This is a genomic window from Pseudomonas sp. S2_A10 (assembly GCF_054668465.1).
Map to the genome: position 1 here is coordinate 1,597,215 of NZ_CP162773.1, position 25,652 is coordinate 1,622,866.

Here is a 25,652-nt window from a genome sequence, read left to right on the forward strand (position 1 = left end):
GGGATGCTTTAGAGGTACGCCGACTTGGGATTGCTATAACGAATCCGAAATCGACTGATCATGGCTTTGTCGAATCTCTGGTCGCCAAGGTCTTTCAGGTCGATGGACAGCGCCAGACACCTCGGTCGGCCCCCTCTCCCCCCGGGAGAGGGCTGGGGTGAGGGCAACGATGGCGGATCAGTCCAAAGCCGCCAGAGTCACCGCCGCCTCAACCAGCTCAAGTTCACTGAAAACCCGAACCCCATGACGCTTGAGCAACGCCGCCGTCACCCCTTCGCCACTGACTTTGACCCCACTGAACGTGCCGTCATACGTCAACAGATTCCCGCAAGAGGGGCTGTTGGCCTTGAGCACCGCCACCCGAATGCCGTGCTTTTGCACCAGTTCCAGCGCTTGCCGCGCCCCCTCGAGAAATTGCGCGCTGACATCCTCGCCCTCAGTAGTGATGACTGCGGCAATGCCATCCAGCACCTCACCGCCCTGCCCGCCGGGAATCTCCGCCGCCGCCCGCGGCGTCGGCAATCCACCGGCCACCTCCGGACACAACGGCACCACGCGCCCTTCTTCGATCCACTGCTCGAGCAGATCAAACGGCCCGCTCGCGCCACCGTCATAACGCACGCGATGGCCCAGCAGGCAGCGACTGACCAGGATCTTTTCCATGTTCAGAACGGCTCGTTGCCACGGCGACGGAACCAGCCAGTCAGCGACAGCCGTTCGCGCTGGGCCGGCAATACTTCGTGAGGCACTTCGCCGGAGAGAAACACCACCAGGCAGCCGCCGGTCGGCTGCACGTCGTGCACGCGCTCATCGCCCAGGTACATGCGCAACTGTCCGCCGTCCTCCGGCAGCCAGGCGTCGTTGAGGTAGATCACCGCCGACACCATGCGCCGGTCATCATCGCGAAAGCGGTCGAGGTGCTTGAGGTAAAACGCGCCGGGCGGGTACAGGGCGAAATGGCATTCGAAATCCTCAAGCCCCAGAAACAAGCCGCGATTGAGCGCCTCGCGCAGACTGTCCATCAGGCTCAGGTAGCGGTCAGTGGCGTCGGCCTGACCCGGGTCGATCCACTGGATGTGATCGCCGCGAATACCCTCGCGAATCTCCGAAAACGGCCCGCGACCGACCGCCGCCGGCGCCAGCTCACCCTCGGCTTCACGTTTACGGCACTCAGCCGCCAGCGCCCGGGTCAGATCGGCGGGCAGGAAGATGTTCTGCTGCGACCAGCCGTGTTCGGCCAGGTCGTCGACAATGCGTAACAGCAGCGGGTGTTCAGAGGATATCGGCATGGCGCGCATAGTATGCCGACGGCGATAAATCCGACAGAGCCACGCAGCGCCTTGCTACGAATTCTCGACAAGTACCGGCACCGCACGGACAATAGTCCGCTGCTGACAGGAGTCCCTATGCGCCGTTTGCTTTTTTCACTGTTGATGTTCTGCGTATTGCCCGCCTGGGCGGACGGCCACGATCAGTTGTACAAGGTCGCCGGCTGGCCAGAACAACGCGCGCATTTCAACGATGCCCTGAGCGCCGCCCAGCAGCGCTATCAGAACAGCCTGCCGCCTGCGGTGTTTCAGGCGCTGGTCAACAACAGCAATCAACGCTTTGCCGCGCAGGCCATGGATCAGCGTGCCGAAGCGCAACTGCGGCAGAAACTCGCCGACCCGAAACCGGCGCTGACCTTCTTCCAGTCACCACTGGGCAAGAAAATCGTCGCCGCCGAATTGCTCGCAACCCGTCGCGATCAACTGGCAAAAAATGCCCAGGGCCTGCCGAAGATGCAGGCCAGCGACAGTCGCTTGCTGATCATCGGCCATCTCGCCCAGGCCCTGCCGGCCCGTGAGGCTGGCGCCGAGGTCAGTCTGGCGATTGCCGGCGTAGCGGCGGACAGCTTGAGTTCGATGATCCCGGGATTGCTCGGCGGCGGACAGGCACAGGGCATGTTGAACGGTCAGCGCCAGCGGCTGATGGATCAGATCGGCGCCGATCTGAACAACACGCTGCTCTATGTCTATCGCGACTTGTCGGATGAAGAGCTGGAAGAGTTTGCGACATTTGCCGAGTCGACCGAGGGCAAGGCTTACTACCAGGCGGCACTGGCGGCGATTCGGGCGGGGTTGGCGGTCGGCCAGTGATGTTCGTTACCTGAAAGATCGCATTCGCGAGCAGGCTCGCTCCCACAGTTGTAACGCATTCCCCTGTGGGAGCGAGCCTGCTCGCGAAGAGGCCCTCCCAGGCACTAGAGATTCCGGCCCCTGATCCGCTTGCTCAAGAATTCGAAATACTCCTCACGCATCTCCGCCGTTTCATTGGCCAGGTGATGCCGTGCCTCGGCCAACAGCAGAATCTGCGGCCGGTCGAACTTCCATTTCAACACCTGCAGATTGTGCTGCCAGTCGACAGTCATGTCCGCCTGCCCCTGAATGATCAGCGGCCGTCGCGGACTTTTTTCGCGTGCTCGACGCGGATGATCCAGCGCGACAGCGCGCCCACCCATTTCGTCGGCAGACGTCTTGGCTGCAACGGATCGGCCAGCAGAAACGGCAGAAAATCCGGATCGTTGGAGTTCTCGCTGAAGCGTCGCGCCACACCGCGTACAAACGGCCGCAGCAGGTAATAACTCAGCTGCGACCAGCCCCACGCCCTTGGTCGCACCAACGGCGCCAGCAGAATCACCTGCCCCTGCGCCGGGCTGTTCTCGCCATGATTGAGCAGATGATCGACGACAATCGCGCCACCGGTGCTTTGCCCGCACAAATGCCAAGGCTGCGGCAGCGCGATCGAGTTCGCTTCAGCGAACAGCGCCTGCAACACGTCCTGGTATTCAGCGAAATCACGAATGCTTGCCCGTGGCCCGCTCGACAGACCATGGCCCGGCAAGTCGCAGGCGATCACGGCGAAATCCTGATCCAGCGCCCACTCGATCACATGCCGGTACAGGCCGATGTGGTCGTAATAACCGTGGAGCAGAAACAGCGTCGCCTTGACCTTCTCCGGCCACCAGCAATGGCTGACCAGCTCGTAGCCATCGACTTCGAAACGACCCATGCCGCGCCAGACATCGCGCTCGGCGAAGTCGGTCTTGTAGAAGCGCTGATAATCCTTCGCCTCATCCGATAACGGCTGCCACTCGGCCAATGGCTTGAGGCTCGCGCGTAAATGATCGGGGTCGAAAGTATCAGGCATGCGGACATTCCAAAGCGGTAAACGGACTTTATCGGCCTGCGATATTCATCTGTCGGAGCAAGCATGGCAAGCTAGCCAACCTTTTCAGATTCCGAAATCATGCGTTCGCCCTACCGCACCGCACTGTTCGCCAGCCTGCTCGCGCTGATCTGCGCCGGGGTGCTGTGGGCGGCATATGACTGGTTTCAGGGCCGCTATCTGCGCGCGTTCAGCGAACATACGGCGGTATTTTCCGGTGACCCGCTGCGCCTGCCGGACAACCTCGCCGGGCCGGGAAATATCCGCCTCGTGCACTTCTGGGACCCGGCCTGTCCGTGCAATGTCGGCAATCAACAGCACCTGAGCGAGATGGTCGAACAGTTCGGCGCGCGTGGCGTGGAGTTCTTCGCCGTGCAAAAGCCCGGCAGCCACGGCCAGTTGCCCGCCACCCTCGCCAGCCTGAAAACCATCGTCGTCCTGCCCGGCGCCGAACAGATCCCCGCCAGCCCTGCCGTGGCGATCTGGGATCGCAGCGGCAAACTCGCCTACTTCGGCCCGTACAGCGAAGGCTTGACCTGCAACTCCAGCAACAGCTTTATCGAACCGATCCTGCATGCCCTGACGGAAGATCGCCCGGTCAATGCTACTCACACCTTGGCGGTGGGTTGTTATTGCCCATGGCCGGCGGACGCGAAGTAAGGCATTCCGGACTTTTCAAGGACAGCGCTGCACCACACAGATGCTCTGTGCTAAATGTTTGCAGCCCGACGGGCGGCCTTCCCGCCTGCACAAGGAGTCACCATGAAGCGTGCGTTGATCGTCGTTGCCTTGCTCATCGTTGTCCTGCTCGGCGCCGCCGGCGGGTATATCTACAGCAAGCAGCCGACGCGCCAGGGCCAGGTCGAGCTGCGCAACCTGCAAGGCTCGGTGACCGTGCGCTATGACGAGCGCGGTGTGCCGCATATCCGCGCCGAGAACGAAACCGACCTTTATCGCGCCCTCGGTTATGTGCACGCCCAGGACCGGTTGTTCCAGATGGAAGCCATGCGCCGCCTCGCCCGCGGTGAGCTGGCCGAAGTGCTAGGGCCGAAACTGCTCGACACCGACAAACTGTTTCGCAGCCTGCGCATCCGCGAGCGCGCGGCCAGTTACGTCGCCAGCCTCGACAAGCAGTCGCCGGCATGGAAGGGCCTGCAAGCCTATCTGGATGGCATCAACCAATATCAGAGCAGCCACGCCGCGCCGATCGAGTTCGACGTGCTGGGCATCCCCAAGCGGCCGTTCACGGCCGAAGACAGCATCAGCGTCGCCGGCTACATGGCCTACAGCTTTGCTGCTGCGTTTCGCACCGAGCCGCTGCTGACCTACGTGCGCGATCAGCTCGGCGCCGATTACCTCAATGTCTTCGATCTCGACTGGCAGGCCAAAGGCGTTCTGGCCACCGATCACACCCGGCACGCACCGGCCCTCGCCGCCGGCGACTGGCAGGACCTCACCGCCCTCGCCCGCCTCAGCGAACAGGCGCTGCTCGACAACGGCCTGCCGCAGTTCGAGGGCAGCAACGCCTGGGTGATTGCCGGCAGCCGCAGTCAGAGTGGCAAGCCATTGCTGGCCGGCGATCCGCATATCCGTTTCTCGGTGCCGTCGGTATGGTACGAGGCGCAGTTGTCGGCGCCGGGTTTCGAGTTGTACGGCCATCATCAGGCACTGGTGCCGTTCGCGTTTCTGGGACACAACCTCGATTTCGGCTGGAGCCTGACCATGTTCCAGAACGATGACCTCGATCTGATCGCCGAGAAGGTCAATCCGGCCAACCCCAATCAGGTCTGGTATCGCGGCCAGTGGACCGAGATGCTCGTCACCGAACAACAGATCAAGGTAAAGGGGCAGGCGCCGGTGACCCTCACCTTGCGCCAGTCCCCGCACGGGCCAATCGTCAACGATGCTCTTGGCAGTGCTGCCGGCAAAACCCCGATTGCGATGTGGTGGGCCTTCCTCGAAACACCCAACCCGATCCTCGACGGCTTCTACCAGCTCAACCGCGCCGACACCTTGGCCAAGGCCCGCGCGGCAGCGGCCAAGGTGCAGGCGCCGGGCCTGAATCTGGTGTACGCCAACGCCAAAGGCGATATCGCCTGGTGGGCCTCGGCCCTGCTGCCCAAACGTCCGGCCGGGGTGAAACCGGGCTTCATCCTCGACGGCAGCACGCCCGAGGCGGACAAGGACGGCTACTACCCGTTCAGCGCCAACCCGCAGGAAGAGAACCCGGCGCGCGGCTATATCGTCTCGGCCAACTTCCAGCCCGTGTCGCCGACCGGCATGGAGATTCCCGGTTACTACAACCTTGCCGATCGTGGTCAGCAGCTTGACCGTCAGCTCAGCGACAACCGGGTGAAGTGGAGCAACGAGGCCAACCAGCAACTGCAACTGGGCACGGCGACCGGTTACGGCCCGCGTCTGTTGGCGCCGCTGTTGCCGGTGTTGCGCGAGGTAGTGAGTGATCCGGCGCAGCTGAAACTGGTCGAGCAATTGGCGCAGTGGCCTGGCGACTATCCGCTGAATTCGATCAGCGCGACGGTGTTCAACCAATTCCTCTACGACCTTGCCGATGCGGCGATGCGCGATGAGTTGGGCAATGACTTCTTCGAGACACTGCTGTCGACGCGGGTAATCGACTCCGCGCTGCCACGCCTGGCGGCCAAGGCGGACTCACCGTGGTGGGACAATCGCAGCACGCCGGCCAGAGAAACCCGCGCCGATGTCGTGCGCACGGCGTGGGCGGCAAGCATGGCGCATCTGAAACTGACCCTCGGCGATAACGTGGCCGGTTGGCAGTGGGGCGCGGCGCACACCCTCACCCACGGCCATCCGCTGGGGCAGCAGAAGCCGCTGGATCGCCTGTTCAACGTCGGCCCGTTCGCGGCGCCGGGCAGTCATGAAGTGCCGAACAACCTCTCGGCAAAAATCGGCCCGGCGCCATGGCCGGTGACGTATGGACCGTCGACCCGACGCCTGGTGGACTTCGCCGATCCGGTACATGGCCTGACGATCAATCCGGTCGGCCAGAGTGGCGTGCCGCTGGACAGTCACTATGACGATCAGGCCGAGGCGTATGTGGAGGGGATTTATGTGCAGGCGCATTTCAGCGAGGAAGAGGTGCTGGCGAATACGCGCAGTACTTTGAAGCTGCTGCCTGCGCGGGCTGCGCAATAGATTGATGCAATCTGCACCGGCCCTTTCGCGAGCAAGCTCGCTCCCACAGGAGATTGCATTCCAAATGTGGGAGCGAGCCTGCTCGCGAAAGCGCTGTGTCAGCCGACATCTGAGTCGACTGACACTCCGTCTTCGCGAGCAGGCTCGCTCCCACATTTACAACCAGGTTGGCCGCAGGGTTGAGGCCAACCTGATATTGCTTAGGCCGCTTCCGGCGCTGGCGCGCGGCGTGCGTCCGGTTGTTTCCACGAATCGGCGGCGCTTTCTTCGATGGCTTGCTGGATGGCTTTCTTGCGTGCTTCTTCGGCGCGGCGGCTGAAGAACCAGACGAGGAAGGTCACCAGCGACACCGCCAGCAGAATCAGACTGGCCACGGCGTTGATTTCCGGCTTCACACCCAGGCGCACGGCCGAGAACACTTCCATCGGCAGGGTCGTCGAACCCGGGCCGGACACGAAGCTCGCCAGCACCAGGTCATCCAGCGACAGCGCGAACGACATCATCCCGCCCGCCGCCAGCGACGGCGCGATCATCGGGATGGTGATCAGGAAGAACACCTTCCACGGCCGCGCGCCCAAGTCCATCGCCGCCTCTTCGATCGACAGGTCCAGCTCACGCAAGCGCGCTGACACCACCACCGCCACATACGCGGCGCAGAACGTGGTGTGGGCGATCCAGATGGTGACGATGCCGCGCTCCTGCGGCCAGCCGATCATTTGGGCCATGGCCACGAACAGCAGCAACAGCGACAGACCGGTGATCACTTCCGGCATCACCAACGGCGCAGTCACCAGGCCACCGAACAGCGTGCGGCCCTTGAAGTGAGTGATGCGGGTCAGCACGAACGCTGCCAGGGTACCCAGCGCCACCGCAGCAACCGCGGTGTAGCAGGCGATTTCCAGCGAGCGCAGCACCGAGCCCATCAGTTGCGAGTTGTCGAGCAGGCCGACGTACCACTTGATCGACCAGCCGCCCCATACCGTCACCAGTTTCGAGGCGTTGAACGAGTAGATCACCAGAATCAGCATCGGCAGATAGATGAAGATCAGACCCAGTACCAGCATCAGGCTGGAGAAACGGAAGCGCTTCATTCTTTACCCTCCATTTCCTTGGCCTGACTGCGGTTGAACAGAATGATCGGCACAATCAGGATCGCCAGCATCACCACCGCCAGGGCGGACGCCACCGGCCAGTCGCGGTTGTTGAAGAATTCTTGCCACAGCACCTTACCGATCATCAGGGTTTCCGGGCCGCCGAGCAGTTCCGGGATCACGAACTCGCCGACCACGGGAATGAACACCAGCATGCAGCCGGCAATGATGCCGTTCTTGGACAGCGGAATGGTGATTTTCCAGAAGCTGTTGAAGGTGCTCGAACCCAGATCCGACGCGGCTTCCAGCAGACTCTGATCGTGCTTCACCAGGTTGGCGTAAAGCGGCAGGATCATGAACGGCAGGTACGAATAGACAATCCCGATGTACACCGCCAGGTTGGTGTTGAGGATCTGCAGTGGCTCGTCGATCAGGCCCATGCTCATCAGGAAGCCGTTGAGCAGGCCGTTGTTGCTGAGGATGCCCATCCACGCGTAGACGCGGATCAGGATCGCCGTCCAGGTCGGCATCATGATCAGCAGTACCAGCACCGTTTGCAGCTCTTTCCGGGCAGTGGCGATGGCATAGGCCATCGGGTAACCGATCAGCAGGCAGAGCACGGTGCTGATAAAGGCCATTTTCAGCGAGCCGAGATAGGCGGCGATGTACAGTTCGTCGTCGCCAAGCAACGCGTAGTTGCCCAGGTTCAGCAGCAGTTGCAGCTTCTGCTCGGCGTAGGTGTAGATCTCGGTGTACGGCGGGATCGCCACGTCGGCTTCGGCGAAGCTGATCTTCAGAACGATGAAGAACGGCAGCATGAAGAACAGGAACAGCCAGATGAACGGCACCCCGATGACCAGCTGCCGGCCATTGGGGATGATTCGGTTTATACGGCGTTTGAATTTGCGCATGTTCATGAGCGAAGTACCACGCCGCTATCGTCTTCCCACCACACGTAGACCTGATCGCCCCAGGTCGGACGCGCGCCGCGACGTTCGGCGTTGGCGACGAACGACTGCACCAGTTTGCCGCTCGGCAATTCGACGTAGAACACCGAGTGCCCGCCCAGATAAGCGATGTCGTGGACCTTGCCGCTCGACCAGTTGTACTCGCAGGTCGGCATGTCGGCGGTGACCAGCAGTTTTTCCGGGCGAATCGCGTAGGTGACCGACTTGTCCTGCACCGAGGTACTGATGCCGTGGCCGACGTAGATCTGCCGGTCGAGGTCCTTGCAGGTGATGGTCGCGTGGCCTTCGGCGTCGTCGATCACTTCGCCTTCAAAGATGTTGACGTTGCCGATGAATTCGCAGACCAGACGGCTGGTCGGGGTTTCGTAGATGTCAATCGGGCTACCAATCTGCGCAATCCAGCCCAGGTGCATGATCGCGATGCGCTCGGCCATGGTCATGGCCTCTTCCTGGTCGTGGGTCACCATCACGCAGGTCACGCCGACGCGCTCGATGATTTCCACCAGTTCCAGCTGCATCTGCGAACGCAGCTTTTTGTCCAGTGCGCCCATCGGTTCGTCGAGCAGCAACAGCTTCGGCCGCTTGGCCAGCGAACGGGCCAGGGCCACGCGTTGACGCTGGCCGCCGGACAGTTGATGCGGCTTGCGCTTGGCGTACTGGCTCATCTGCACCAGCTTGAGCATCTCGGCCACGCGGGCGTCGATCTCGGCCTTGGGGATCTTGTCCTGCTGCAAGCCGAAGGCAATGTTCTGCGCCACGGTCATGTGCGGGAACAAAGCGTAGGACTGGAACATCATGTTGATCGGACGGTCGTACGGCGGCATGTCGGTGATGTCGACTCCGTCGAGGAAAATCCGCCCTTCCGTGGGCCGTTCGAAGCCTGCAAGCATCCGTAGCAAGGTGGATTTGCCCGATCCCGAACCGCCGAGCAGAGCAAAAATTTCGCCCTTCTTGATTTCCAGGGACACGTCGTCCACGGCAATCGTCTCGTCGAACTTCTTCGTGACCCGGTCGATTTTGACCAGCACCTGTTTTGGTGTCTGGTCGCCCTCGAGGGCTTTCTTGTAGGCGCCGGAGGCAACTGCCATTTACGAAACTCCCAACAGAAGCAGCAGTTCGCCCCGCAAGACGAACCCTGGATAGTTTGTGCGTTATTTGCCCGACTTGACCTTGGTCCAGCTACGGGTCATCAAACGCTGAATATTGGCTGGCAACTCGGTCGACACGTAGGTCTTGTCGAGGACTGCTTGCGGTGGGTAAACCGCTTCATCGGTGCGAATGGATTGTTCCATCAGCTTGTCCGAACCCGGATTGGGGTTGGCGTAACCGACGTAATCACTGACCTGGGCGATCACCTCAGGTTTCAGCAAATAATTGATGAAGGCGTGGGCCTCTTTGACGTTGGACGAATCCTTGGGGATCGCCAGCATGTCGAACCACAGCGCGCCGCCCTCTTTCGGGATCGAGTAGGCGATGTTGACGCCCTTCTTGGCTTCCTCGGCACGGTTCTTCGCCTGGAAGATATCGCCGGAGAAACCGATGGCCACGCAGATGTCGCCGTTGGCCAGATCGCCGATGTACTTCGACGAATGGAAATAGGTCACGTAGGGACGCACCGCGAGCAGCTTGGCGGTGGCCTTTTCGTAGTCCTTGGTGTTGGTGCTGTTGGCGTTCAGGCCCAGGTAATTGAGCATGGTCGGCATCATCTCGTCAGCCGAATCGAGGAACGCGACACCGCAGCTGTGCAGCTTCTTGATGTTTTCCGGCTCGAACAGCACGGCCCAGGAATCGATCTTGTCGATACCGAGCACGGCCTTGACCTTGTCGACGTTGTAGCCGATGCCGTTGGTGCCCCACAGATACGGCACGGCGTAGAGGTTGCCGGGATCGTTCTGCTCCAGGCGCTTGAGCAGCACCGGGTCGAGGTTGGAATAATTCGGCAACTGCGCCTTGTCGAGCTTCTGGAACGCGCCCGCCTTGATCTGCTTGCCAAGGAAGTGGTTCGACGGCACGACCACGTCATAACCGGTCCGCCCGGCGAGCAGCTTGCCTTCCAGGGTTTCGTTGGAGTCGAAAACGTCGTAGACCGGTTTGATCCCGGTCTCTTTCTCGAAGTCGGCCAGGGTCGACTCGCCGATGTAATCGGACCAGTTATAAATATGCACCGTACCGGCAGCCTGGGCTCCGACAGCGATTGTCAGGCCGGCAGCGGCCAGCAGGGCTTTGCGCAAAGAAGAAAATACAGGCAAGTGGAGGTCCTCTAAATTGATTGGGCCCAAGTTGCCCCGCGCTGCATGACAGCCATGGCTGCCCGACAACAAAACCGGCGCGCAACTTACCCTCGAAAAACCGATCCAGCAAAACTTTCTGTCATTTAATTATCCGCTGGCCGCCGTCGCGACGACGACGGCCAGTGGTTGTGGCGACAAACCGGCTTATTTGCCCGATTTGATCTTGGTCCAGCTGCGGGTGATCAGACGCAGCGTGGCGGCGTCCAGATCGCTGATCGCATAGAGTTGCTTCTTCACTTCAGCCGAAGGATAGATGCTCGGGTCGCTGGTGATGTCCTTGTCCACCAGAGGCGTTGCCGCCTTGTTGCCGTTCGGGAAACGCACGGCGTTGGTGATGCCGGCCATCACTTGCGGCTCCAGCAGGTAGTTCATGAACTTGTAGGCGGCTTCGACGTTTTCGGCATCCTTGGGAATGGCGACCATGTCGTAGAAAGTACCGGCGCCTTCTTTCGGAATGGTGTAGGCCAGCTTGACCTTGTCACCGGCTTCCTGAGCGCGGGTCTTGGATTGCTCCAGGTCACCCGAGTAACCGACGGCGACGCAGATGTTGCCGTTGGCCAGGTCCGAGATGTACTTGGAAGAGTGGAAGTAGGCGACCGAAGGACGGATCTTCAGGAACAGGTCTTCGGCAGCTTTCAGATCAGCCTTGTCCTTGCTGTTGGTCGGCTTGCCCAGATAGTGCAATGCCGCCGGAATCATTTCGGTCGGCGCATCGAGGAAGCTCACGCCGCAGCTTTTGAGCTTCTCGATGTTTTCCGGCTTGAACACCACGTCCCACGAATCGATCTTGTCGATACCCAGCGCAGCCTTGACCTTGGCCGGGTTGTAGCCGATGCCGATCGAGCCCCACATGTACGGGAAGGCGTGTTTGTTGCCCTGGTCGCTGGCATCGCCAACGGCCTTGAGCAGGTCTTCGTCGAGGTTTTTCCAGTTTGGCAGCTTGGACTTGTCCAGCTCCTGGTAAACGCCGGCCTTGATCTGCTTGGCGAGGAAGTTGTTGGAAGGCACCACGATGTCGTAACCGGACTTGCCGGCCAGCAGCTTGGCTTCCAGGGTTTCGTTACTGTCGAAGACGTCGTAGACGACTTTGATCCCGGTGGCTTTTTCGAAGTTGGCCACGGTGTCCGGCGCGATGTAGTCGGACCAGTTGTAGACGTGCAGCACCTTGTCGTCCGCGTGCACCGCACCCGCCATCATGCCCGCCATGGACAGCGCGAGCAGAGTCTTGCCAGCTAGCTTTTTACCTAATGCCTTCATGCGTCATGCTCCAAATTTTTCTTTTTTGAACCACTTTGTTCAGCGGCCGAACCCGGACAACTGGAACCGCGGCTAGTCTGGCAAGATCCGAGGCGGTCTTTCAACAAAAGACCGGCCTTTCTGACAGCTTTGAGCGAGTGCGCCGCAGCTCCCCCGCCCAAAGCCTAGCACCTAGGCCTGCAGCGCATTGAGGGTCAGGTCCAGACACTTGCGTGCTTTTGTAACCAGCTCATCGATTTCGGCTTTGCTGATCACCAGCGGCGGCGCGATGATCATGGTGTCGCCCACCGCGCGCATGATCAGGCCATTGTCGAAGCAGAACTGCCGGCAGATCATGCCCACGCCCTTGCCTTCGTAACGCTTGCGCGTGGCCTTGTCCTGCACCAGCTCGATCGCCCCCAGCAGACCGACGCCGCGAACTTCACCCACCAACGGGTGATCGTTCAGCTCGCGCAGACGTTTCTGCAAATACGGTGCCGTTTCGTTGTGGGCGTTCTCGATAATTTTTTCGTCGCGCAGGATGCGGATGTTTTCCAGGCCCACCGCGGCTGCCACCGGGTGCCCGGAGTAAGTGAAGCCGTGGTTGAAATCGCCGCCTTCGTTGAGCACGGCCACCACCGAATCACGCACGATCAATCCGCCCATCGGGATGTAGCCGGAGGTCAGGCCCTTGGCGATGGTCATCATGTCAGGCGCAAGGTCGTAGAAATCGCTACCGAACCACTCACCGGTACGGCCGAAACCGCAGATCACTTCATCGGCGACGAAGAGGATGTCGTACTTGGCGAGGATTTCCTTGATGCGCGGCCAGTAGGTGTCGGGCGGAATGATCACGCCGCCGGCACCCTGAATAGGCTCGGCAATAAAGGCACCGACGTTGTCGACGCCGACTTCGAGAATCTTTTCTTCGAGCTGATTGGCCGCCCAGATGCCGAACTCTTCCGGCGACATGTCACCGCCTTCGGCAAACCAGTACGGCTGGGCGATGTGGACGATGCCCGGAATCGGCAGGTCGCCCTGCTCGTGCATATAAGTCATGCCGCCGAGGCTCGCGCCGGCCACGGTAGAACCGTGATAACCGTTCTTGCGGCTGATGATGACTTTCTTGTTCGGCTGGCCTTTGATCGCCCAGTAGTGACGGACCATGCGCAACATGGTGTCGTTGCCTTCAGAGCCGGAGCCGGTGAAGAACACGTGGTTCATGCCTTCTGGCGCCACGTCGGCAATCGCCTTGGCCAGTTCCAGTGCCGGCGGGTGTGCGGTCTGGAAGAACAGGTTGTAGTACGGCAGCTCGCGCATCTGCCTGGCGGCGGCATCGGCCAGTTCATCGCGACCGTAACCGATCGCCACGCACCAGAGGCCGGCCATGCCGTCGAGGATCTTGTTGCCTTCGCTGTCCCACAGATAAACGCCCTTGGCGTTGGTGATGATCCGCGGGCCTTTCTCTTTCAGTTGCTTGAAGTCGCTGAACGGGGCCAGGTGGTGATCGCTGCTCAGCGCTTGCCACTCGCGGGTTTGCGGGTTGTTGCTGGTCATGCCAATTCTCCTTGTTATCGGTGAAGGCGCGACGGCTGGCCGCCGCGCCCGGCGTATCAGACGGCGAAGAGCAGGTACTCACGCTCCCAGGAACTGATCACGCGCTTGAAGTTTTCGTGCTCGGCCCGCTTGACCGCGACGTAGCCGGTGATGAAGGTCTTGCCGAGATACTTCTCGATGGTCGCGCTGTTTTCCATACGCTCCAGCGCGTCTTCGATGGTCAGCGGCAGGCGCAGGTTGCGGCGCTCGTAACCACGGCCAACCACTGGCGCGCTCGGGTTCAGGCCCTCAACCATGCCGATGTAACCGCAGAGCAGGCTCGCGGCAATCGCCAGGTATGGGTTGGCGTCGGCGCCCGGCAGGCGGTTTTCCACGCGGCGGTTCTGCGGGCCGGCATCCGGTACGCGCAGGCCGACGGTACGGTTCTCTTCGCCCCACTCGACGTTTACCGGTGCCGAAGTGTCCGGGAGGAAGCGGCGGAACGAGTTGACGTTCGGCGCGAACAGCGGCAACAGCTCGGGAATCAGTTTCTGCAGACCACCGATGTGGTGCAGGAACAACTGGCTCATGGTCCCGTCTTCGTTGGAGAAGACGTTCTTGCCGGTTTGAATGTCGATGATGCTCTGGTGCAGGTGCATCGCGCTGCCCGGCTCGCCGGTCATCGGCTTGGCCATGAAGGTCGCCGCCACGTCGTGCTTGAGCGCGGCTTCGCGCATGGTGCGCTTGAACACCAGAATCTGATCGGCCAGCGACAGGGCGTCACCGTGACGGAAGTTGATTTCCATCTGCGCCGTGCCGTCCTCGTGGATCAGCGTGTCGAGGTCCAGCTCCTGCAATTCGCACCAGTCGTAGACGTCTTCGAACAGCGGGTCGAATTCGTTGGCCGCTTCAATGGAGAACGACTGCCGGCCGATTTCCGGACGGCCCGAGCGGCCGATCGGCGGCTGCAACGGATAGTCGGGGTCGTCGCTGCGCTTGGTCAGGTAGAACTCCATTTCCGGCGCCACGATTGGCTGCCAGCCCTTGTCGGCATACAGCTTCAAGACTTTCTTGAGGACGTTGCGCGGCGACAGCTCGATCGGGTTGCCTTGCTTGTCGTAGGTGTCGTGGATCACCTGCGCGGTCGGCTCGATGGCCCACGGCACCAGGTACACGGCGTTCTGGTCGGGGCGGCAGATCATGTCGATGTCGGCCGGGTCGAGCAGTTCGTAATAGATGTCGTCTTCGACGTAATCGCCGGTCACGGTCTGCAGCAGCACGCTCTCCGGCAGACGCATGCCTTTCTCGGCGATGAACTTGTTGGTCGGCGAAATCTTGCCCCGGGTAATGCCGGTCAAGTCGCCGATCATGCATTCGACTTCTGTGATCTTGCGGTCTTTCAACCAATCGGTGAGCTGGTCGAGGTTGTTACTCATAAATGCCTCTGGGCTGAGTCTCCTGACGCGATGTCAGGCAATTTTGACGCTTGCGGCGTCGCGTTAAAGGGGGCTTGCTCGCGCAGTGCCGGCTTACGCCTGGCACCGCGCATAGACAATGAAAGAGGAGCTTACCTGCCCTTGACGCTGGCGTTGCATTTCCCGTGCACTTTGCAAACGTGCAGAATCAAAAGCACGGCGCCAAGTGCGGCACGGGCTTTGAGCGGGAAAGAGTTCTATAGTGGAAGGAGACGCCATAAAGCGGATGCTGTGCCCGACGTCCAGAATATCGGACGCTGCCGTTTTGCCGGATTTTGACGAGAGTCTCGTCAACAGGCTGCGCGCCTTGCTGGCTGCGCTACGGACGGATTGATCGCCACTGATGTGATGAGCATGCAGACCGGACTGTTGCGAGCAGTCGGTGATGCCGATTAACGGCAGGCGAGACATGAAGCACCCCGGTATTATTGCTGTTATGGGTTTGACCGGAGCTTAGCCTTGTTCATTTTTTTACACAACACCCCCGTAAAAAATACAACACGGCCTGCTCAAGCCCGCAGCAGAGCAACGTTCAAGGTTGGAAAAAATGCCCCAAAGTGCCCCATAAATGCCCTCCAAGCGCTTTTTCGGGGCAAAAAAGGCCTCGCTTGACTTCGGCAGGCCGTTCGGGTTGACTGAAACCAGAAAAGATCAATGATTGATATTTTTAACAACAAAGGTGTTGCATCATGTCGGTACCCCCGCGTGCCGTTCAGCTTAACGAAGCGAACGCGTTCCTTAAGGAACATCCTGAGGTTCTGTACGTTGACCTTCTGATTGCGGATATGAATGGTGTGGTGCGCGGCAAGCGCATCGAACGCACCAGCCTCCACAAGGTTTACGAGAAAGGCATCAACCTGCCGGCCTCTCTATTTGCTCTGGATATCAATGGCTCCACGGTGGAAAGCACCGGTCTGGGCCTGGACATCGGCGACGCCGATCGCATCTGCTATCCGATCCCCGATACCCTGTGCAACGAGCCATGGCAGAAACGCCCGACCGCGCAGCTGTTGATGACCATGCACGAACTCGAAGGCGATCCGTTCTTCGCCGATCCCCGTGAAGTGCTGCGCCAGGTGGTGACCAAGTTCGACGAGCTCGGCCTGACCATCTGCGCCGCCTTCGAACTCGAGTTTTACCTGATCGACCAGGAAAACGTGAACGGCCGTCCACAGCCGCCACGCTCGCCGATCTCCGGCAAACGCCCGCACTCGACGCAGGTCTACCTGATCGACGACCTCGACGAATACGTCGACTGCCTCCAGGACATTCTGGAAGGTGCCAAAGAGCAAGGCATCCCGGCCGATGCGATCGTCAAGGAAAGTGCCCCGGCGCAGTTCGAAGTGAACCTGCACCACGTCGCCGATCCGATCAAGGCCTGCGACTACGCGGTCCTGCTCAAGCGTCTGATCAAGAACATCGCCTACGACCATGAAATGGACACCACCTTCATGGCCAAGCCGTATCCGGGCCAGGCGGGCAATGGTCTGCACGTACATATTTCGATTCTGGACAAAGCCGGCAAAAACATTTTTGCCAGCGAGGATCCCGAGCAGAACGCCGCGCTGCGTCACGCGATCGGCGGTGTGCTCGAGACCCTGCCGGCGCAGATGGCTTTTCTCTGCCCGAACGTCAACTCCTACCGTCGCTTCGGCGCGCAGTTCTACGTACCGAACTCGCCGTGCTGGGGCCTGGACAACCGCACCGTGGCGATTCGCGTACCGACCGGCTCTGCCGATGCCGTACGTATCGAACACCGCGTGGCCGGCGCCGACGCCAACCCGTACCTGCTGATGGCTTCGGTACTGGCCGGCGTGCACCACGGCCTGGTCAACAAGATCGAACCGGGCGCGCCTGTCGAAGGCAACAGCTACGAGCAGAACGAACAGAGCCTGCCGAACAACTTGCGCGATGCCCTGCGCGAGCTGGACGACAGCGAGGTGATGGCCAAGTACATCGATCCGAAGTACATCGATATCTTCGTCGCCTGCAAGGAAAGCGAGCTGGAGGAGTTCGAACACTCCATCTCCGACCTTGAGTACAACTGGTATCTGCATACCGTTTAAACGGTTTGCAGCTTCAAAAAACGCCGTTGGCTGATTCAGCCACCGGCGTTTTTTTATGGCCGAACACAAAACCTGTGGCGAGGGGATTTATCCCCGTTGGGTTGCGAAGCAGCCCCAAATCCATTCCACTCGGTGTGTCAGGAATACCCGGCTCTCAGGGTTTACGACTGCTGCGCAGCCGAACGGGGCGGTGCGACGTTTCGCTAAATCCCCTCGCCACAGGGTACTGGCAGACAACACCTGAACCGCCTCGTACAATGCCCGCTGCCCCGCAGGAGACTTCCATGACGCGTCCCGCCACCGTCCGCAAACCCCGTGCCCGCAGTCAGGCGCGGATCGATTCGATCCTCGATGCCGCGCGCACGTTGCTGGCGGCCGAGGGCGTGGCCAGTCTGTCGATTTACAGCGTGGCCGAGCGCGCGCAGATTCCGCCCTCCTCCGTGTATCACTTTTTCGCCAGCGTCCCGGCGCTGCTCGAAGCGCTGACCGCCGATGTCCACGCAGCCTTCCGCGCCTGCCTGCAAGCGCCGATCGATCACGATGCCTTGCGTGACTGGCGAGATCTGTCGCGACTGGTCGAACAGCGCATGCTGGAGATCTACGACGAAGACGCAGCCGCGCGGCAATTGATCCTGGCGCAACATGGCCTGACCGAAGTCACCCAGGCCGACCGCCAGCACGACCTCGAACTGGGCGACCTGATGCACAAGCTGTTCGACCAGCATTTCGAGTTGCCGAGGCTGCCGGACGATGTCGATGTGTTTGCCCTGGCGATGGAACTGGGCGACCGGGTCTATGCACGTTCGGTGCAGCAGCACGGGCAGATCACCCCGCGCATGGCCGAGGAAGGGATGCGCGTGTTTGATGCCTATATCGGGTTGTACCTTCCGCCGTATCTACCCAAAAGAAATCTCTAGCGCATGCACCGGCCCTTTCGCGAGCAGGCTCGCTCCCACATTTGAAATGCGTTCCCCTGTGGGAGCGAGCCTGCTCGCGAAAGCCGCGCCGCCGAATCCGCGACAGGCACAAAAAACCCCGAAGGGCTCACACCCTCCGGGGTTGTTTTTTGCTCACCGGCTCACAACTTGGCGATGGACACCTCGGTGGACTTCACAAAGGCGATCACCTCACTGCCGACCACCAGCTCCAGCTCTTTCACAGAGCGGGTAGTGATCACCGAAGTGACGATGCCCGAAGCGGTCTGCACGTCGATTTCCGACAGCACGTCGCCGAGGACGATTTCCTTGATCGAGCCTTTGAACTGGTTGCGCACGTTGATGGCTTTGATAGTCATGGCATTGATTCCTGTCGTTGATAAAGGTGTTATTGCGCCCAGCGCAATTGCGTAGGCAGGGGTGAAACGGGTTCCGGCGCCGGCGGTTCGCCGGGCTGGGACAGAACACGGTTGAGCACTTCGGTTTCCAGTGCGGCGAGGCGATGCGAGCCACGCACCCTGGGGCGCGGCAGTTCGACGTGCAGGTCGAGGCCGACTTCGCCGTCCTCGATCAGGATCACCCGATCGGCGATCGCCACCGCTTCACTGACGTCATGGGTCACCAGCAGCACGGTAAAACCGTGTTGCTGCCACAGCCGTTCGATCAATTGCTGCATCTCGATGCGGGTCAGGGCATCCAGTGCGCCGAGTGGTTCGTCGAGCAGCAGCAGACGCGGCTGGTGAATCAGCGCCCGGGCCAGCGCGACGCGCTGCTTCTGGCCACCGGACAACGCCGCCGGCCATTCATTGGCGCGATCGGCCAGGCCCACTGCTTCCAGTGCGTCCAGCGCTTGCTGGCGCCAGTTGCCCTTGAGGCCGAGACCGACGTTGTCGATGATCTTTTTCCACGGCAGCAGCCGCGCTTCCTGGAACATCAGCCGCGTATCGTCGCGCGCCTGGCTGAGCGGCGCGGAACCGGCCAGCAGCTCGCCGCCAGTCGGTTGATCGAGGCCGGCGAGCAGGCGCAAAAACGTGCTCTTGCCGCAACCGCTGCGCCCGACCACGGCGACAAATTGCCCCGCCGGAATGTGCAGATCGATGTCGCGCAACACTTGGCGTGAGCCGAAGGTTTTCTGCAGATTGCGCACCGCCAGCGGAATCCCGCGCAACAGGCGTGGAGGTTGTTGAGCGGTCATGCCGCACCTCCCTTGGCAACCTGATAGGCCGGGTGCCAGCGCAGCCACACACGCTCAAGTCCACGGGCGGCGAGGTCGGCAAGTTTGCCGAGCACCGCGTAAAGCAGGATCGCCAGCACTACCACATCGGTCTGCAAGAACTCGCGGGCGTTCATCGCCAGATAGCCGATACCGGAGCTGGCCGAGATGGTTTCAGCGACGATCAGCGTCAGCCACATGAAGCCCAACGCGAAGCGCACGCCAACCAGAATCGACGGCAACGCACCCGGCAGAATCACCTGCCAGAACAGGCTGAAACCGCTCAGACCATAACTGCGCGCCATCTCCACCAACGCCGGGTCGACGTTGCGGATGCCGTGGTAAGTGTTGAGGTAAATCGGGAACAAGGTGCCCAGCGCCACGAGGAAAATCTTCGCTGACTCGTCAATGCCGAACCACAGGATCACCAGCGGAATCAGCGCCAGGTGCGGCACGTTGCGGATCATCTGCACCGAGCTGTCGAGCAGGCGTTCGCCCCACTTCGACAGGCCGGTGATGAAGCCCAGCACCAGACCAATGCTGCCGCCAATGGTGAAACCGAGTGCCGCGCGCCAGCCGCTGATCGCCAGGTGCGTCCAGATCTCGCCGCTGCGCACCAGGCTGACGCCGGCTTCGATCACCGCCACCGGTGCCGGCAGAATCCGCGTCGACAACCAACCGGCCGACACCGACAACTGCCACACCGCCAGCAGCAACACCGGCAACGCCCAAGGCGCGAGGCTGTGGATAAATTTGTTCATGGCCGCGCCTCAGCTCTGCGATGCGGCTTTGGGCAGAATGTCGTTGGCGACCATCTCGCCGAACGGGCTGACATAGCCAGCGCTCTTCGGCAGTTCCGGGCGCTCGACGTCGAGGTGCGGGAACAGCAGCTCGGCCACCCGATACGATTCTTCGAGGTGTGGATAACCGGAGAAGATGAAGGTGTCGATGCCCAGATCCGCATATTCCTTGACCCGCGCTGCCACGGTCGGGCCATCGCCGACCAGCGCCGTACCGGCACCGCCACGTACCAGACCGACACCAGCCCAGAGGTTCGGGCTGACTTCGAGGTTGTCGCGGCTGCCGCCGTGCAGCGCGGCCATGCGTTGCTGGCCGACCGAATCGAAGCGCGCCAGCGAAGCCTGGGCACGTTGGATGGTGTCGTCGTCCAGATGCGAGATCAGCCGGTCCGCTGCCTGCCAGGCTTCGGCGTTGGTTTCACGGACGATCACATGCAGACGAATGCCGAAGCGCACGGTGCGGCCGAGCTTGGCGGCTTTGGCGCGCACTTGTGCGATCTTCTCGGCCACCGCGGCCGGCGGCTCGCCCCAGGTCAGGACCATTTCCACTTGCTCGGCGGCCAGATCCTGCGCCGCTTCCGAAGAGCCACCGAAATACAGCGGCGGACGCGGTTGCTGGATCGGTGGATAGAGCAGCTTCGCGCCTTTCACGCTGATGTGCTCGCCATCGTAATCGACGGTTTCGCCTTCCAGAACACGGCGCCAGATGCGGGTGAACTCCACCGAGGCCTGATAGCGTTCTTCATGGTTGAGGAACAGACCATCGCCAGCCAGTTCCTCCGGATCGCCACCGGTGACCAGATTGAACAGCGCACGCCCGCCGGACAAACGATCCAGCGTCGCTGCCTGGCGCGCCGCGACCGTCGGGGAGATGATCCCGGGGCGCAGGGCGACCAGAAACTTCAGACGCTGGGTCACTGGAATCAGCGAGGCCGCGACAAGCCATGAGTCTTCGCAGGAACGCCCGGTCGGAATCAGCACCCCGCCAAAACCCAGACGGTCCGCCGCTTGCGCGACTTGCTGCAAATAACCGTGATCAACCGCGCGGGCGCCTTCGGCGGTGCCAAGGTAATGGCCGTCGCCGTGGGTCGGCAGGAACCAGAAGATGTTGAGGCTCATGGAGTGGTCTCCTTGTGGATTCGAATTACTGGGCTTGGGAGCTTTGGGCCACAGCGGCCGGCGGGGTCCAGATCACATCCTTGATGCTCAACGGCTTGGGAATCAGCTTGAGCTGGAAGAACGTGTCGGCGATTTTCTGTTGCGCAGCGACCACTTCCGGGGTCAGGAACAGCGCGCCGTAGCCCTGGCGTTTCACCGAGGTCAGGGTGATGTCCGCCGGCAGGCCAAGCAGTGGCGCGACCTGTTGCGTCACGTCTTCGGGATTGGATTTCGACCATTCACCCACCGCGCGCACCTCTTCGACGAGGGTCTTGATCACCTCGGGATTTTTCTGCGCGTAAGGTTTTGTGGCCAGATAGAACTGGTGGTTGTCGACGATGCCTTTGCCGTCACGCAGGGTGAGCGCTTGCAGTTGTTTCTCGGCAGCGGCCTGATACGGATCCCAGATGACCCAGGCGTCAACGCTGCCACGTTCGAACGCAGCGCGGGCATCGGCCGGCGGCAGGAACACGGTCTGAATATCGCTGTACTTGAGGCCGGCGTCTTCCAGCGCGCGCACCAGCAGGTAGTGGACGTTGGAGCCTTTGTTCAGGGCGACTTTCTTGCCTTTGAGATCGGCCACCGATTTGATCGGCGAGTCTTTCGGTACGAGGATCGCTTCGCTGTTCGGTGCTGGCGGTTCATAGGCGACGTAGAGCAGATCCGCGCCAGCGGCCTGGGCGAAAACCGGTGGAGTTTCGCCGGTCACGCCGAAATCGATCGAGCCAACGTTGAGGCCTTCGAGCAGCTGCGGGCCGCCGGGGAATTCCGTCCATTGCACGTCGACGCCTTGCGCCGCCAGACGTTTTTCCAGCGTGCCTTTGGCTTTGAGCAGCACCAGCGTGCCGTACTTCTGATAACCGATCCGCAATGTCTCGGCTTGAGCTTGGGTGATGGCGCCGAAGGTGACAGCCGCAGCAAACAGAGCGACCAGACCACGACGCAAAAATACAGTGCGCATAGCGCTCTCCTTTTTGCTGTTGGGTTGTGGCTGCACCTGCTTGCCCGTTGGCGGGCGAGTAAGGCCAGTACTTCAAATTTCGATGAGGCTTAAATGCTCCAGCGAGCACTCAACAAACGTTCGTTCAGCAGGCCTGGCTCCAGCGGTTTCGGCCGGCGCGCCATGGCGCCGATGAACTGATCCAGGGCCTCGTGCAAGCGCTGCTCCAGGGCCGGCGCCAGTTGCGCGGCGGCACTGCCTTCGCCGTAAGCGATCTGGCTGTCCTCGGCGAAAATGCCCTGAAGCATCTCTTGGGCCTTGAGTGCCGACAGCACAGGCTTGAGGGCGTAATCGACCACCAGCATGTGGGCGATGCTGCCGCCCGTGGCCATCGGCAAGACAATCTTGTGGTTCAAGGCACGCTCGGGGAGCAGATCCAGCAGGGTCTTCAGCGCTCCGGAAAACGAGGCCTTGTACACCGGCGTGGCGATCAGCAGGCCATCGGCGTTTGCGATCTGTTGCAGCAGGTCGAGGACCTTCGGACTGTCGAAGCGCGCGTGGAGCAGATCCTCGGCCGGGAAGTCCCGCACCTGATAACTCACCACTTCCACCCCTTGCTGTTGCAACCAGCGTTGCGAACGCTCCAGCAGCACCCCGGAACGGGAGCGCAGGCTGGGGCTGCCACCGAGTGAGACGACCAGCATTGCAGATTCCTTTAAGCGTTACAGGCGATTCGCAGGCTGCGATCTCGCTTCAATGGCAGTGACCTTACCAGCTGATTTATATATCCATAAATCATATTTATTCATTTGGTTATGCGTTTAAGAAATATGAAGATAAGCAGAATCCAGGCGAAAAAAAAGGCCGTCGAAACGGCCGAAATTCCCCTGCGTTGTGATTCTGGATTCTCAAGTGCCTGGACTGACGCCTTCGCGAGCAGGCTCGCTCCCACAGGGGAATGCATTGCAAATGTGGGAGCGAGCCTGCTCGCGAAAGCGGCGGTGACTGCACCACAAATCTTATTTGTTCGGCTGCGGCGTCAGGCGCAGGTACGGCTTCACCGCGCGATAGCCTTTGGGGAAGCGCTGCTTGATCTCGTCTTCGTCCTTGAGCGACGGCACGATCACCACCTCTTCACCGTCCTGCCAGTTGGCCGGGGTGGCGACTTTGTAATTGTCGGTGAGCTGCAGCGAGTCGATCACCCGCAGGATCTCGTGAAAGTTGCGCCCGGTGCTCGCCGGGTAGGTGATGGTCAGGCGGATCTTCTTGTTCGGGTCGATGACGAACAGCGAACGCACGGTCAGCGTGTCATTGGCGTTCGGGTGGATCAGGTCGTAGAGATCGGAGACCTTGCGATCGGCATCGGCCAGGATCGGGAAATTGACGATGGTGTTCTGGGTTTCGTTAATGTCCTCGATCCACTTGTGGTGCGAGTCCACCGGGTCGACCGACAGCGCGATGGCCTTGACGCCGCGTCGGCTGAATTCATCCTTGAGCTTGGCGGTGAAACCCAGCTCGGTGGTGCACACAGGAGTGAAGTCCGCCGGATGGGAAAACAGCACACCCCAGCTATCGCCCAGCCATTCGTGGAAACGAATCTTGCCGGCGCTGGAGTCCTGTTCGAAATCGGGGGCGATGTCGCCGAGTCTGAGGCTCATGGTGCTGCTCCTGATGAGGGATGGGAGGCAACAACTGTAGCTCGGGATCGATCAGCGTGAAAAAGAATAAATAACTAGATATCTAGATCATTAATGAATATTAAACATCTGTTCATTGGACACCGACCCGCATCGCGACGAACATCCAACGCAAGGTTCGAGAAGGCCTTGAGTTGCAGCAAAGAGGGAAATCGAGAAAGGCTTACGGGGGTGAGCCTGACTCGAAACGCAAAAGCCCCGTCCGGCGCGATGCCGGACGGGGCTTTTTTTTGCTTCAGTTGCTCGAGCGCTATTACAGCAGCGGGATCGAGTAGCTGAGGATCAGGCGGTTTTCGTCCTGGTCGCGTTGACCAGCGATGTCGGTGCGCCACGAAGCGTTTTTCCACATGAAGCCGACGTTCTTCAACGGGCCTTCCGGAACCACGTACGCCACGGTCAGATCGCGTTCCCACTCGGAAGCGCCATTGGAGGTTTGCACACGACTCGCGTAGGTATCGACATTGTCGCCACGCAGGTAAACCATGCCTGCGGTCAGGCCAGGCACGCCAACCTTGGCGAAATCATAGGAGTAACGTGCTTGCCAGGTGCGCTCGCCGGCACGGTTGAACTTCTGGATCTGCATGTCGGTGATGGTGTAGTTCGACGAACCGTCGCCCTGGTTCAGCCAAGGGAAGTCGCTGCTGCCGTTGCTCACCTGATAGCCGCCACCAAAGGTGTGACCGGCAACGGTGTACAGGAACAGGCCGCTGTACAGATTGTTGTCGACCTTGCCTTTGCCGTTACCCAGCGAACTGTTGCCGTAGGCACCGTTGCTGAAATAGGCAGATTCATCGCCATTACGGCCGTCGTCGGAGCTATTGAAGTAACGGAAGTCGGACTTCAACACACCTGGACCGATCGACCAGTTATGCACCAGACCCAGGAAATGCTGCTTGTAGAAGTTTTCCAGATTGCCGTAGTAGTACTGGGCAGTCAGGTCCTTGGTGATTTTGTAATCACCACCGGCGTAGATGAACTTGTTGCTGTTCGCGGTGCGTGCGTTTGCACCACCGATCGACAGCTGTTCATTGTTGCTGGAGTTACGACCTTTCACGTGCTCGATCTGGCCACCGACCAGAGTCAGGTCCTTGATCTCGCCGGAAGTGATCTGGCCACCCTGCCAGGTTTGCGGCAGCAAACGACCGTCGTTGGTGACGATGACCGGGTTCTTCGGCTGCAGAGTACCCAGCTTCAGTTCGGTCTGGGAGATCTTCGCTTTGGCTGTCAGGCCCAGGCTGGAGAAGTTATCAACTGCCTGACCGTTGGATTCGCTTGGGAAAACAGTGCCGCCGTAAGCAGTGCCTGGGGTGCCGTTGGAGGCAACGTTACCGTTGGTGCCGCCGCCCGAATCCAGACGTACGCCCAACAGGCCGATGGCATCGATACCGAAGCCGACAGTGCCTTGGGTGTAACCGGAAATGAAACGCAGATCGAAGCCTTGGCCCCACTCTTCGTTGCGGCTTGGTTCGGCAGTGCCGTTACGGTTGTCAGTGTTGATGTAGAAGTTGCGCAGACCCAGAGTAGCCTTGCTGTCTTCGATGAAACCGGCGGCGCCTGCCTGCTGCGCCATAACCCCAACGGCCACAGCCAGGGCCAAGGTGGACTTGTTCATGTATCGCTCCTCTCGTTCTAATTCTTGTGTTCCTGGTTCGGGGTCGATTTGCCCTGAATCCTAAGATTCGCGATTAGCGCCAGACCGTGACTGCCAAGTCAATCGTAACCTTGTATGTCTACGACCATCGTCTAATCGCGAGTGATTTGGTCCCTGCAGCGTAAAGACTTCCTGATAATCCCAAAAGAATTTATTCGTCCTTTTTCATGCCATTCAGGCATATGGCCCATTAATGGCCATCCGCGCCGGGAAA

23 protein-coding genes and 1 pseudogene are annotated in these 25,652 nt (G+C 60.6%); 5 read left to right on the plus strand and 19 right to left on the minus strand.

Annotated elements, in window-relative coordinates; all coding sequences use genetic code 11:
- Nucleotides 1-177: 177 nt before the first annotated feature.
- Both AB4N41_RS07370 and AB4N41_RS07375 read right to left on the minus strand, forming a co-directional pair.
- Nucleotides 178-663 carry a 2-thiouracil desulfurase family protein gene (locus AB4N41_RS07370; protein ID WP_236167736.1) on the minus strand — a complete coding sequence of 162 codons (486 nt, stop codon included), beginning with the start codon at nucleotides 661-663 and terminating at the stop codon, nucleotides 178-180.
- A gap of 2 nt (nucleotides 664-665) precedes the next feature.
- On the minus strand, nucleotides 666-1,298 hold the full coding sequence (locus tag AB4N41_RS07375) for a 2OG-Fe(II) oxygenase (RefSeq protein ID WP_252868443.1): 633 nt from the start codon (nucleotides 1,296-1,298) through the stop codon (nucleotides 666-668).
- Nucleotides 1,299-1,406: 108 nt separating this feature from the next.
- On the opposite strand from AB4N41_RS07375, the gene AB4N41_RS07380 reads away from it, so the two are divergent.
- Nucleotides 1,407-2,138, plus strand: coding sequence for a DUF2059 domain-containing protein (locus AB4N41_RS07380; protein ID WP_024014712.1), 732 nt, complete (start codon nucleotides 1,407-1,409; stop codon nucleotides 2,136-2,138).
- 104 nt (nucleotides 2,139-2,242) lie between these two features.
- Here AB4N41_RS07380 and bipL read toward each other — a convergent pair.
- A pseudogene (bipL, locus tag AB4N41_RS07385) lies at nucleotides 2,243-3,189 on the minus strand (phospholipase BipL).
- A gap of 99 nt (nucleotides 3,190-3,288) precedes the next feature.
- On the opposite strand from bipL, the gene AB4N41_RS07390 reads away from it, so the two are divergent.
- Both AB4N41_RS07390 and AB4N41_RS07395 read left to right on the plus strand, forming a co-directional pair.
- Complete coding sequence (locus AB4N41_RS07390) at nucleotides 3,289-3,867, plus strand: DUF6436 domain-containing protein (RefSeq protein ID WP_150637045.1); 579 nt, start codon at nucleotides 3,289-3,291, stop codon at nucleotides 3,865-3,867.
- Between the two features lie 102 nt (nucleotides 3,868-3,969).
- Nucleotides 3,970-6,381, plus strand: a complete 2,412-nt coding sequence (locus AB4N41_RS07395; protein WP_460138372.1) for a penicillin acylase family protein — start codon at nucleotides 3,970-3,972, stop codon at nucleotides 6,379-6,381.
- 200 nt (nucleotides 6,382-6,581) lie between these two features.
- Here the strand turns inward: AB4N41_RS07395 and AB4N41_RS07400 are convergent, their stop codons facing one another.
- The 8 genes from AB4N41_RS07400 to AB4N41_RS07435 form a co-directional block, all read right to left on the minus strand.
- Nucleotides 6,582-7,472, minus strand: a complete 891-nt coding sequence (locus AB4N41_RS07400; protein WP_150742954.1) for an ABC transporter permease subunit — start codon at nucleotides 7,470-7,472, stop codon at nucleotides 6,582-6,584.
- Nucleotides 7,469-8,350: an ABC transporter permease subunit gene (locus AB4N41_RS07405; protein ID WP_460138412.1), complete on the minus strand. Its 882-nt coding sequence runs from the start codon at nucleotides 8,348-8,350 to the stop codon at nucleotides 7,469-7,471. Before AB4N41_RS07405 ends, AB4N41_RS07400 begins: the two co-directional genes overlap by 4 nt.
- A gap of 35 nt (nucleotides 8,351-8,385) precedes the next feature.
- Nucleotides 8,386-9,528 (minus strand): ABC transporter ATP-binding protein, encoded by a 1,143-nt coding sequence (locus AB4N41_RS07410; RefSeq protein WP_016772662.1) that lies wholly within the window; start codon nucleotides 9,526-9,528, stop codon nucleotides 8,386-8,388.
- A gap of 63 nt (nucleotides 9,529-9,591) precedes the next feature.
- Nucleotides 9,592-10,689, minus strand: coding sequence for a polyamine ABC transporter substrate-binding protein (locus AB4N41_RS07415; protein ID WP_038860901.1), 1,098 nt, complete (start codon nucleotides 10,687-10,689; stop codon nucleotides 9,592-9,594).
- A gap of 186 nt (nucleotides 10,690-10,875) precedes the next feature.
- Entirely contained in the window at nucleotides 10,876-11,988 is a 1,113-nt protein-coding gene (locus tag AB4N41_RS07420) for a polyamine ABC transporter substrate-binding protein (protein WP_039757472.1), read from the minus strand.
- Between the two features lie 171 nt (nucleotides 11,989-12,159).
- Nucleotides 12,160-13,524 (minus strand): aspartate aminotransferase family protein, encoded by a 1,365-nt coding sequence (locus tag AB4N41_RS07425; RefSeq protein ID WP_236167738.1) that lies wholly within the window; start codon nucleotides 13,522-13,524, stop codon nucleotides 12,160-12,162.
- Between the two features lie 56 nt (nucleotides 13,525-13,580).
- Nucleotides 13,581-14,939, minus strand: a complete 1,359-nt coding sequence (locus tag AB4N41_RS07430; RefSeq protein WP_016772658.1) for a glutamine synthetase family protein — start codon at nucleotides 14,937-14,939, stop codon at nucleotides 13,581-13,583.
- Nucleotides 14,940-15,032: 93 nt separating this feature from the next.
- The gene (locus tag AB4N41_RS07435) at nucleotides 15,033-15,389 is read right to left on the minus strand and encodes a glutamine amidotransferase (RefSeq protein WP_252877077.1); all 357 of its coding nucleotides are present in this window, start codon (nucleotides 15,387-15,389) and stop codon (nucleotides 15,033-15,035) included.
- 278 nt (nucleotides 15,390-15,667) lie between these two features.
- Here AB4N41_RS07435 and AB4N41_RS07440 point away from each other — a divergent pair, with 278 nt between their 5' ends.
- The gene (locus AB4N41_RS07440; RefSeq protein ID WP_016772657.1) at nucleotides 15,668-17,044 is read left to right on the plus strand and encodes a glutamine synthetase family protein; all 1,377 of its coding nucleotides are present in this window, start codon (nucleotides 15,668-15,670) and stop codon (nucleotides 17,042-17,044) included.
- 284 nt (nucleotides 17,045-17,328) lie between these two features.
- Nucleotides 17,329-17,961, plus strand: a complete 633-nt coding sequence (locus tag AB4N41_RS07445; RefSeq protein WP_041476873.1) for a TetR/AcrR family transcriptional regulator — start codon at nucleotides 17,329-17,331, stop codon at nucleotides 17,959-17,961.
- Nucleotides 17,962-18,122: 161 nt separating this feature from the next.
- On the opposite strand, the gene AB4N41_RS07450 is transcribed toward AB4N41_RS07445, so the two are convergent.
- The 8 genes from AB4N41_RS07450 to AB4N41_RS07485 all read right to left on the minus strand — a co-directional run bounded on the left by AB4N41_RS07450 (nucleotide 18,123) and on the right by AB4N41_RS07485 (nucleotide 25,399).
- The gene (locus AB4N41_RS07450; RefSeq protein ID WP_003229256.1) at nucleotides 18,123-18,338 is read right to left on the minus strand and encodes a TOBE domain-containing protein; all 216 of its coding nucleotides are present in this window, start codon (nucleotides 18,336-18,338) and stop codon (nucleotides 18,123-18,125) included.
- A 29-nt stretch (nucleotides 18,339-18,367) separates the two neighbouring features.
- Nucleotides 18,368-19,174 carry an aliphatic sulfonates ABC transporter ATP-binding protein gene (gene ssuB, locus AB4N41_RS07455; RefSeq protein WP_252877078.1) on the minus strand — a complete coding sequence of 269 codons (807 nt, stop codon included), beginning with the start codon at nucleotides 19,172-19,174 and terminating at the stop codon, nucleotides 18,368-18,370.
- Nucleotides 19,171-19,953, minus strand: coding sequence for an aliphatic sulfonate ABC transporter permease SsuC (gene ssuC, locus AB4N41_RS07460; protein ID WP_027610511.1), 783 nt, complete (start codon nucleotides 19,951-19,953; stop codon nucleotides 19,171-19,173). Before ssuC ends, ssuB begins: the two co-directional genes overlap by 4 nt.
- 9 nt (nucleotides 19,954-19,962) lie before the next feature.
- On the minus strand, nucleotides 19,963-21,111 hold the full coding sequence (ssuD, locus tag AB4N41_RS07465; protein ID WP_016772653.1) for an FMNH2-dependent alkanesulfonate monooxygenase: 1,149 nt from the start codon (nucleotides 21,109-21,111) through the stop codon (nucleotides 19,963-19,965).
- Between the two features lie 25 nt (nucleotides 21,112-21,136).
- Nucleotides 21,137-22,111 (minus strand): sulfonate ABC transporter substrate-binding protein, encoded by a 975-nt coding sequence (locus AB4N41_RS07470; protein ID WP_252877079.1) that lies wholly within the window; start codon nucleotides 22,109-22,111, stop codon nucleotides 21,137-21,139.
- Between the two features lie 89 nt (nucleotides 22,112-22,200).
- Nucleotides 22,201-22,794 carry an NADPH-dependent FMN reductase gene (ssuE, locus tag AB4N41_RS07475; RefSeq protein ID WP_041476877.1) on the minus strand — a complete coding sequence of 198 codons (594 nt, stop codon included), beginning with the start codon at nucleotides 22,792-22,794 and terminating at the stop codon, nucleotides 22,201-22,203.
- Between the two features lie 315 nt (nucleotides 22,795-23,109).
- Nucleotides 23,110-23,748, minus strand: a complete 639-nt coding sequence (locus tag AB4N41_RS07480) for a peroxiredoxin (RefSeq protein ID WP_041476878.1) — start codon at nucleotides 23,746-23,748, stop codon at nucleotides 23,110-23,112.
- Nucleotides 23,749-24,040: 292 nt separating this feature from the next.
- The gene (locus AB4N41_RS07485; RefSeq protein WP_095181290.1) at nucleotides 24,041-25,399 is read right to left on the minus strand and encodes an OprD family porin; all 1,359 of its coding nucleotides are present in this window, start codon (nucleotides 25,397-25,399) and stop codon (nucleotides 24,041-24,043) included.
- Nucleotides 25,400-25,652: the final 253 nt, after the last annotated feature.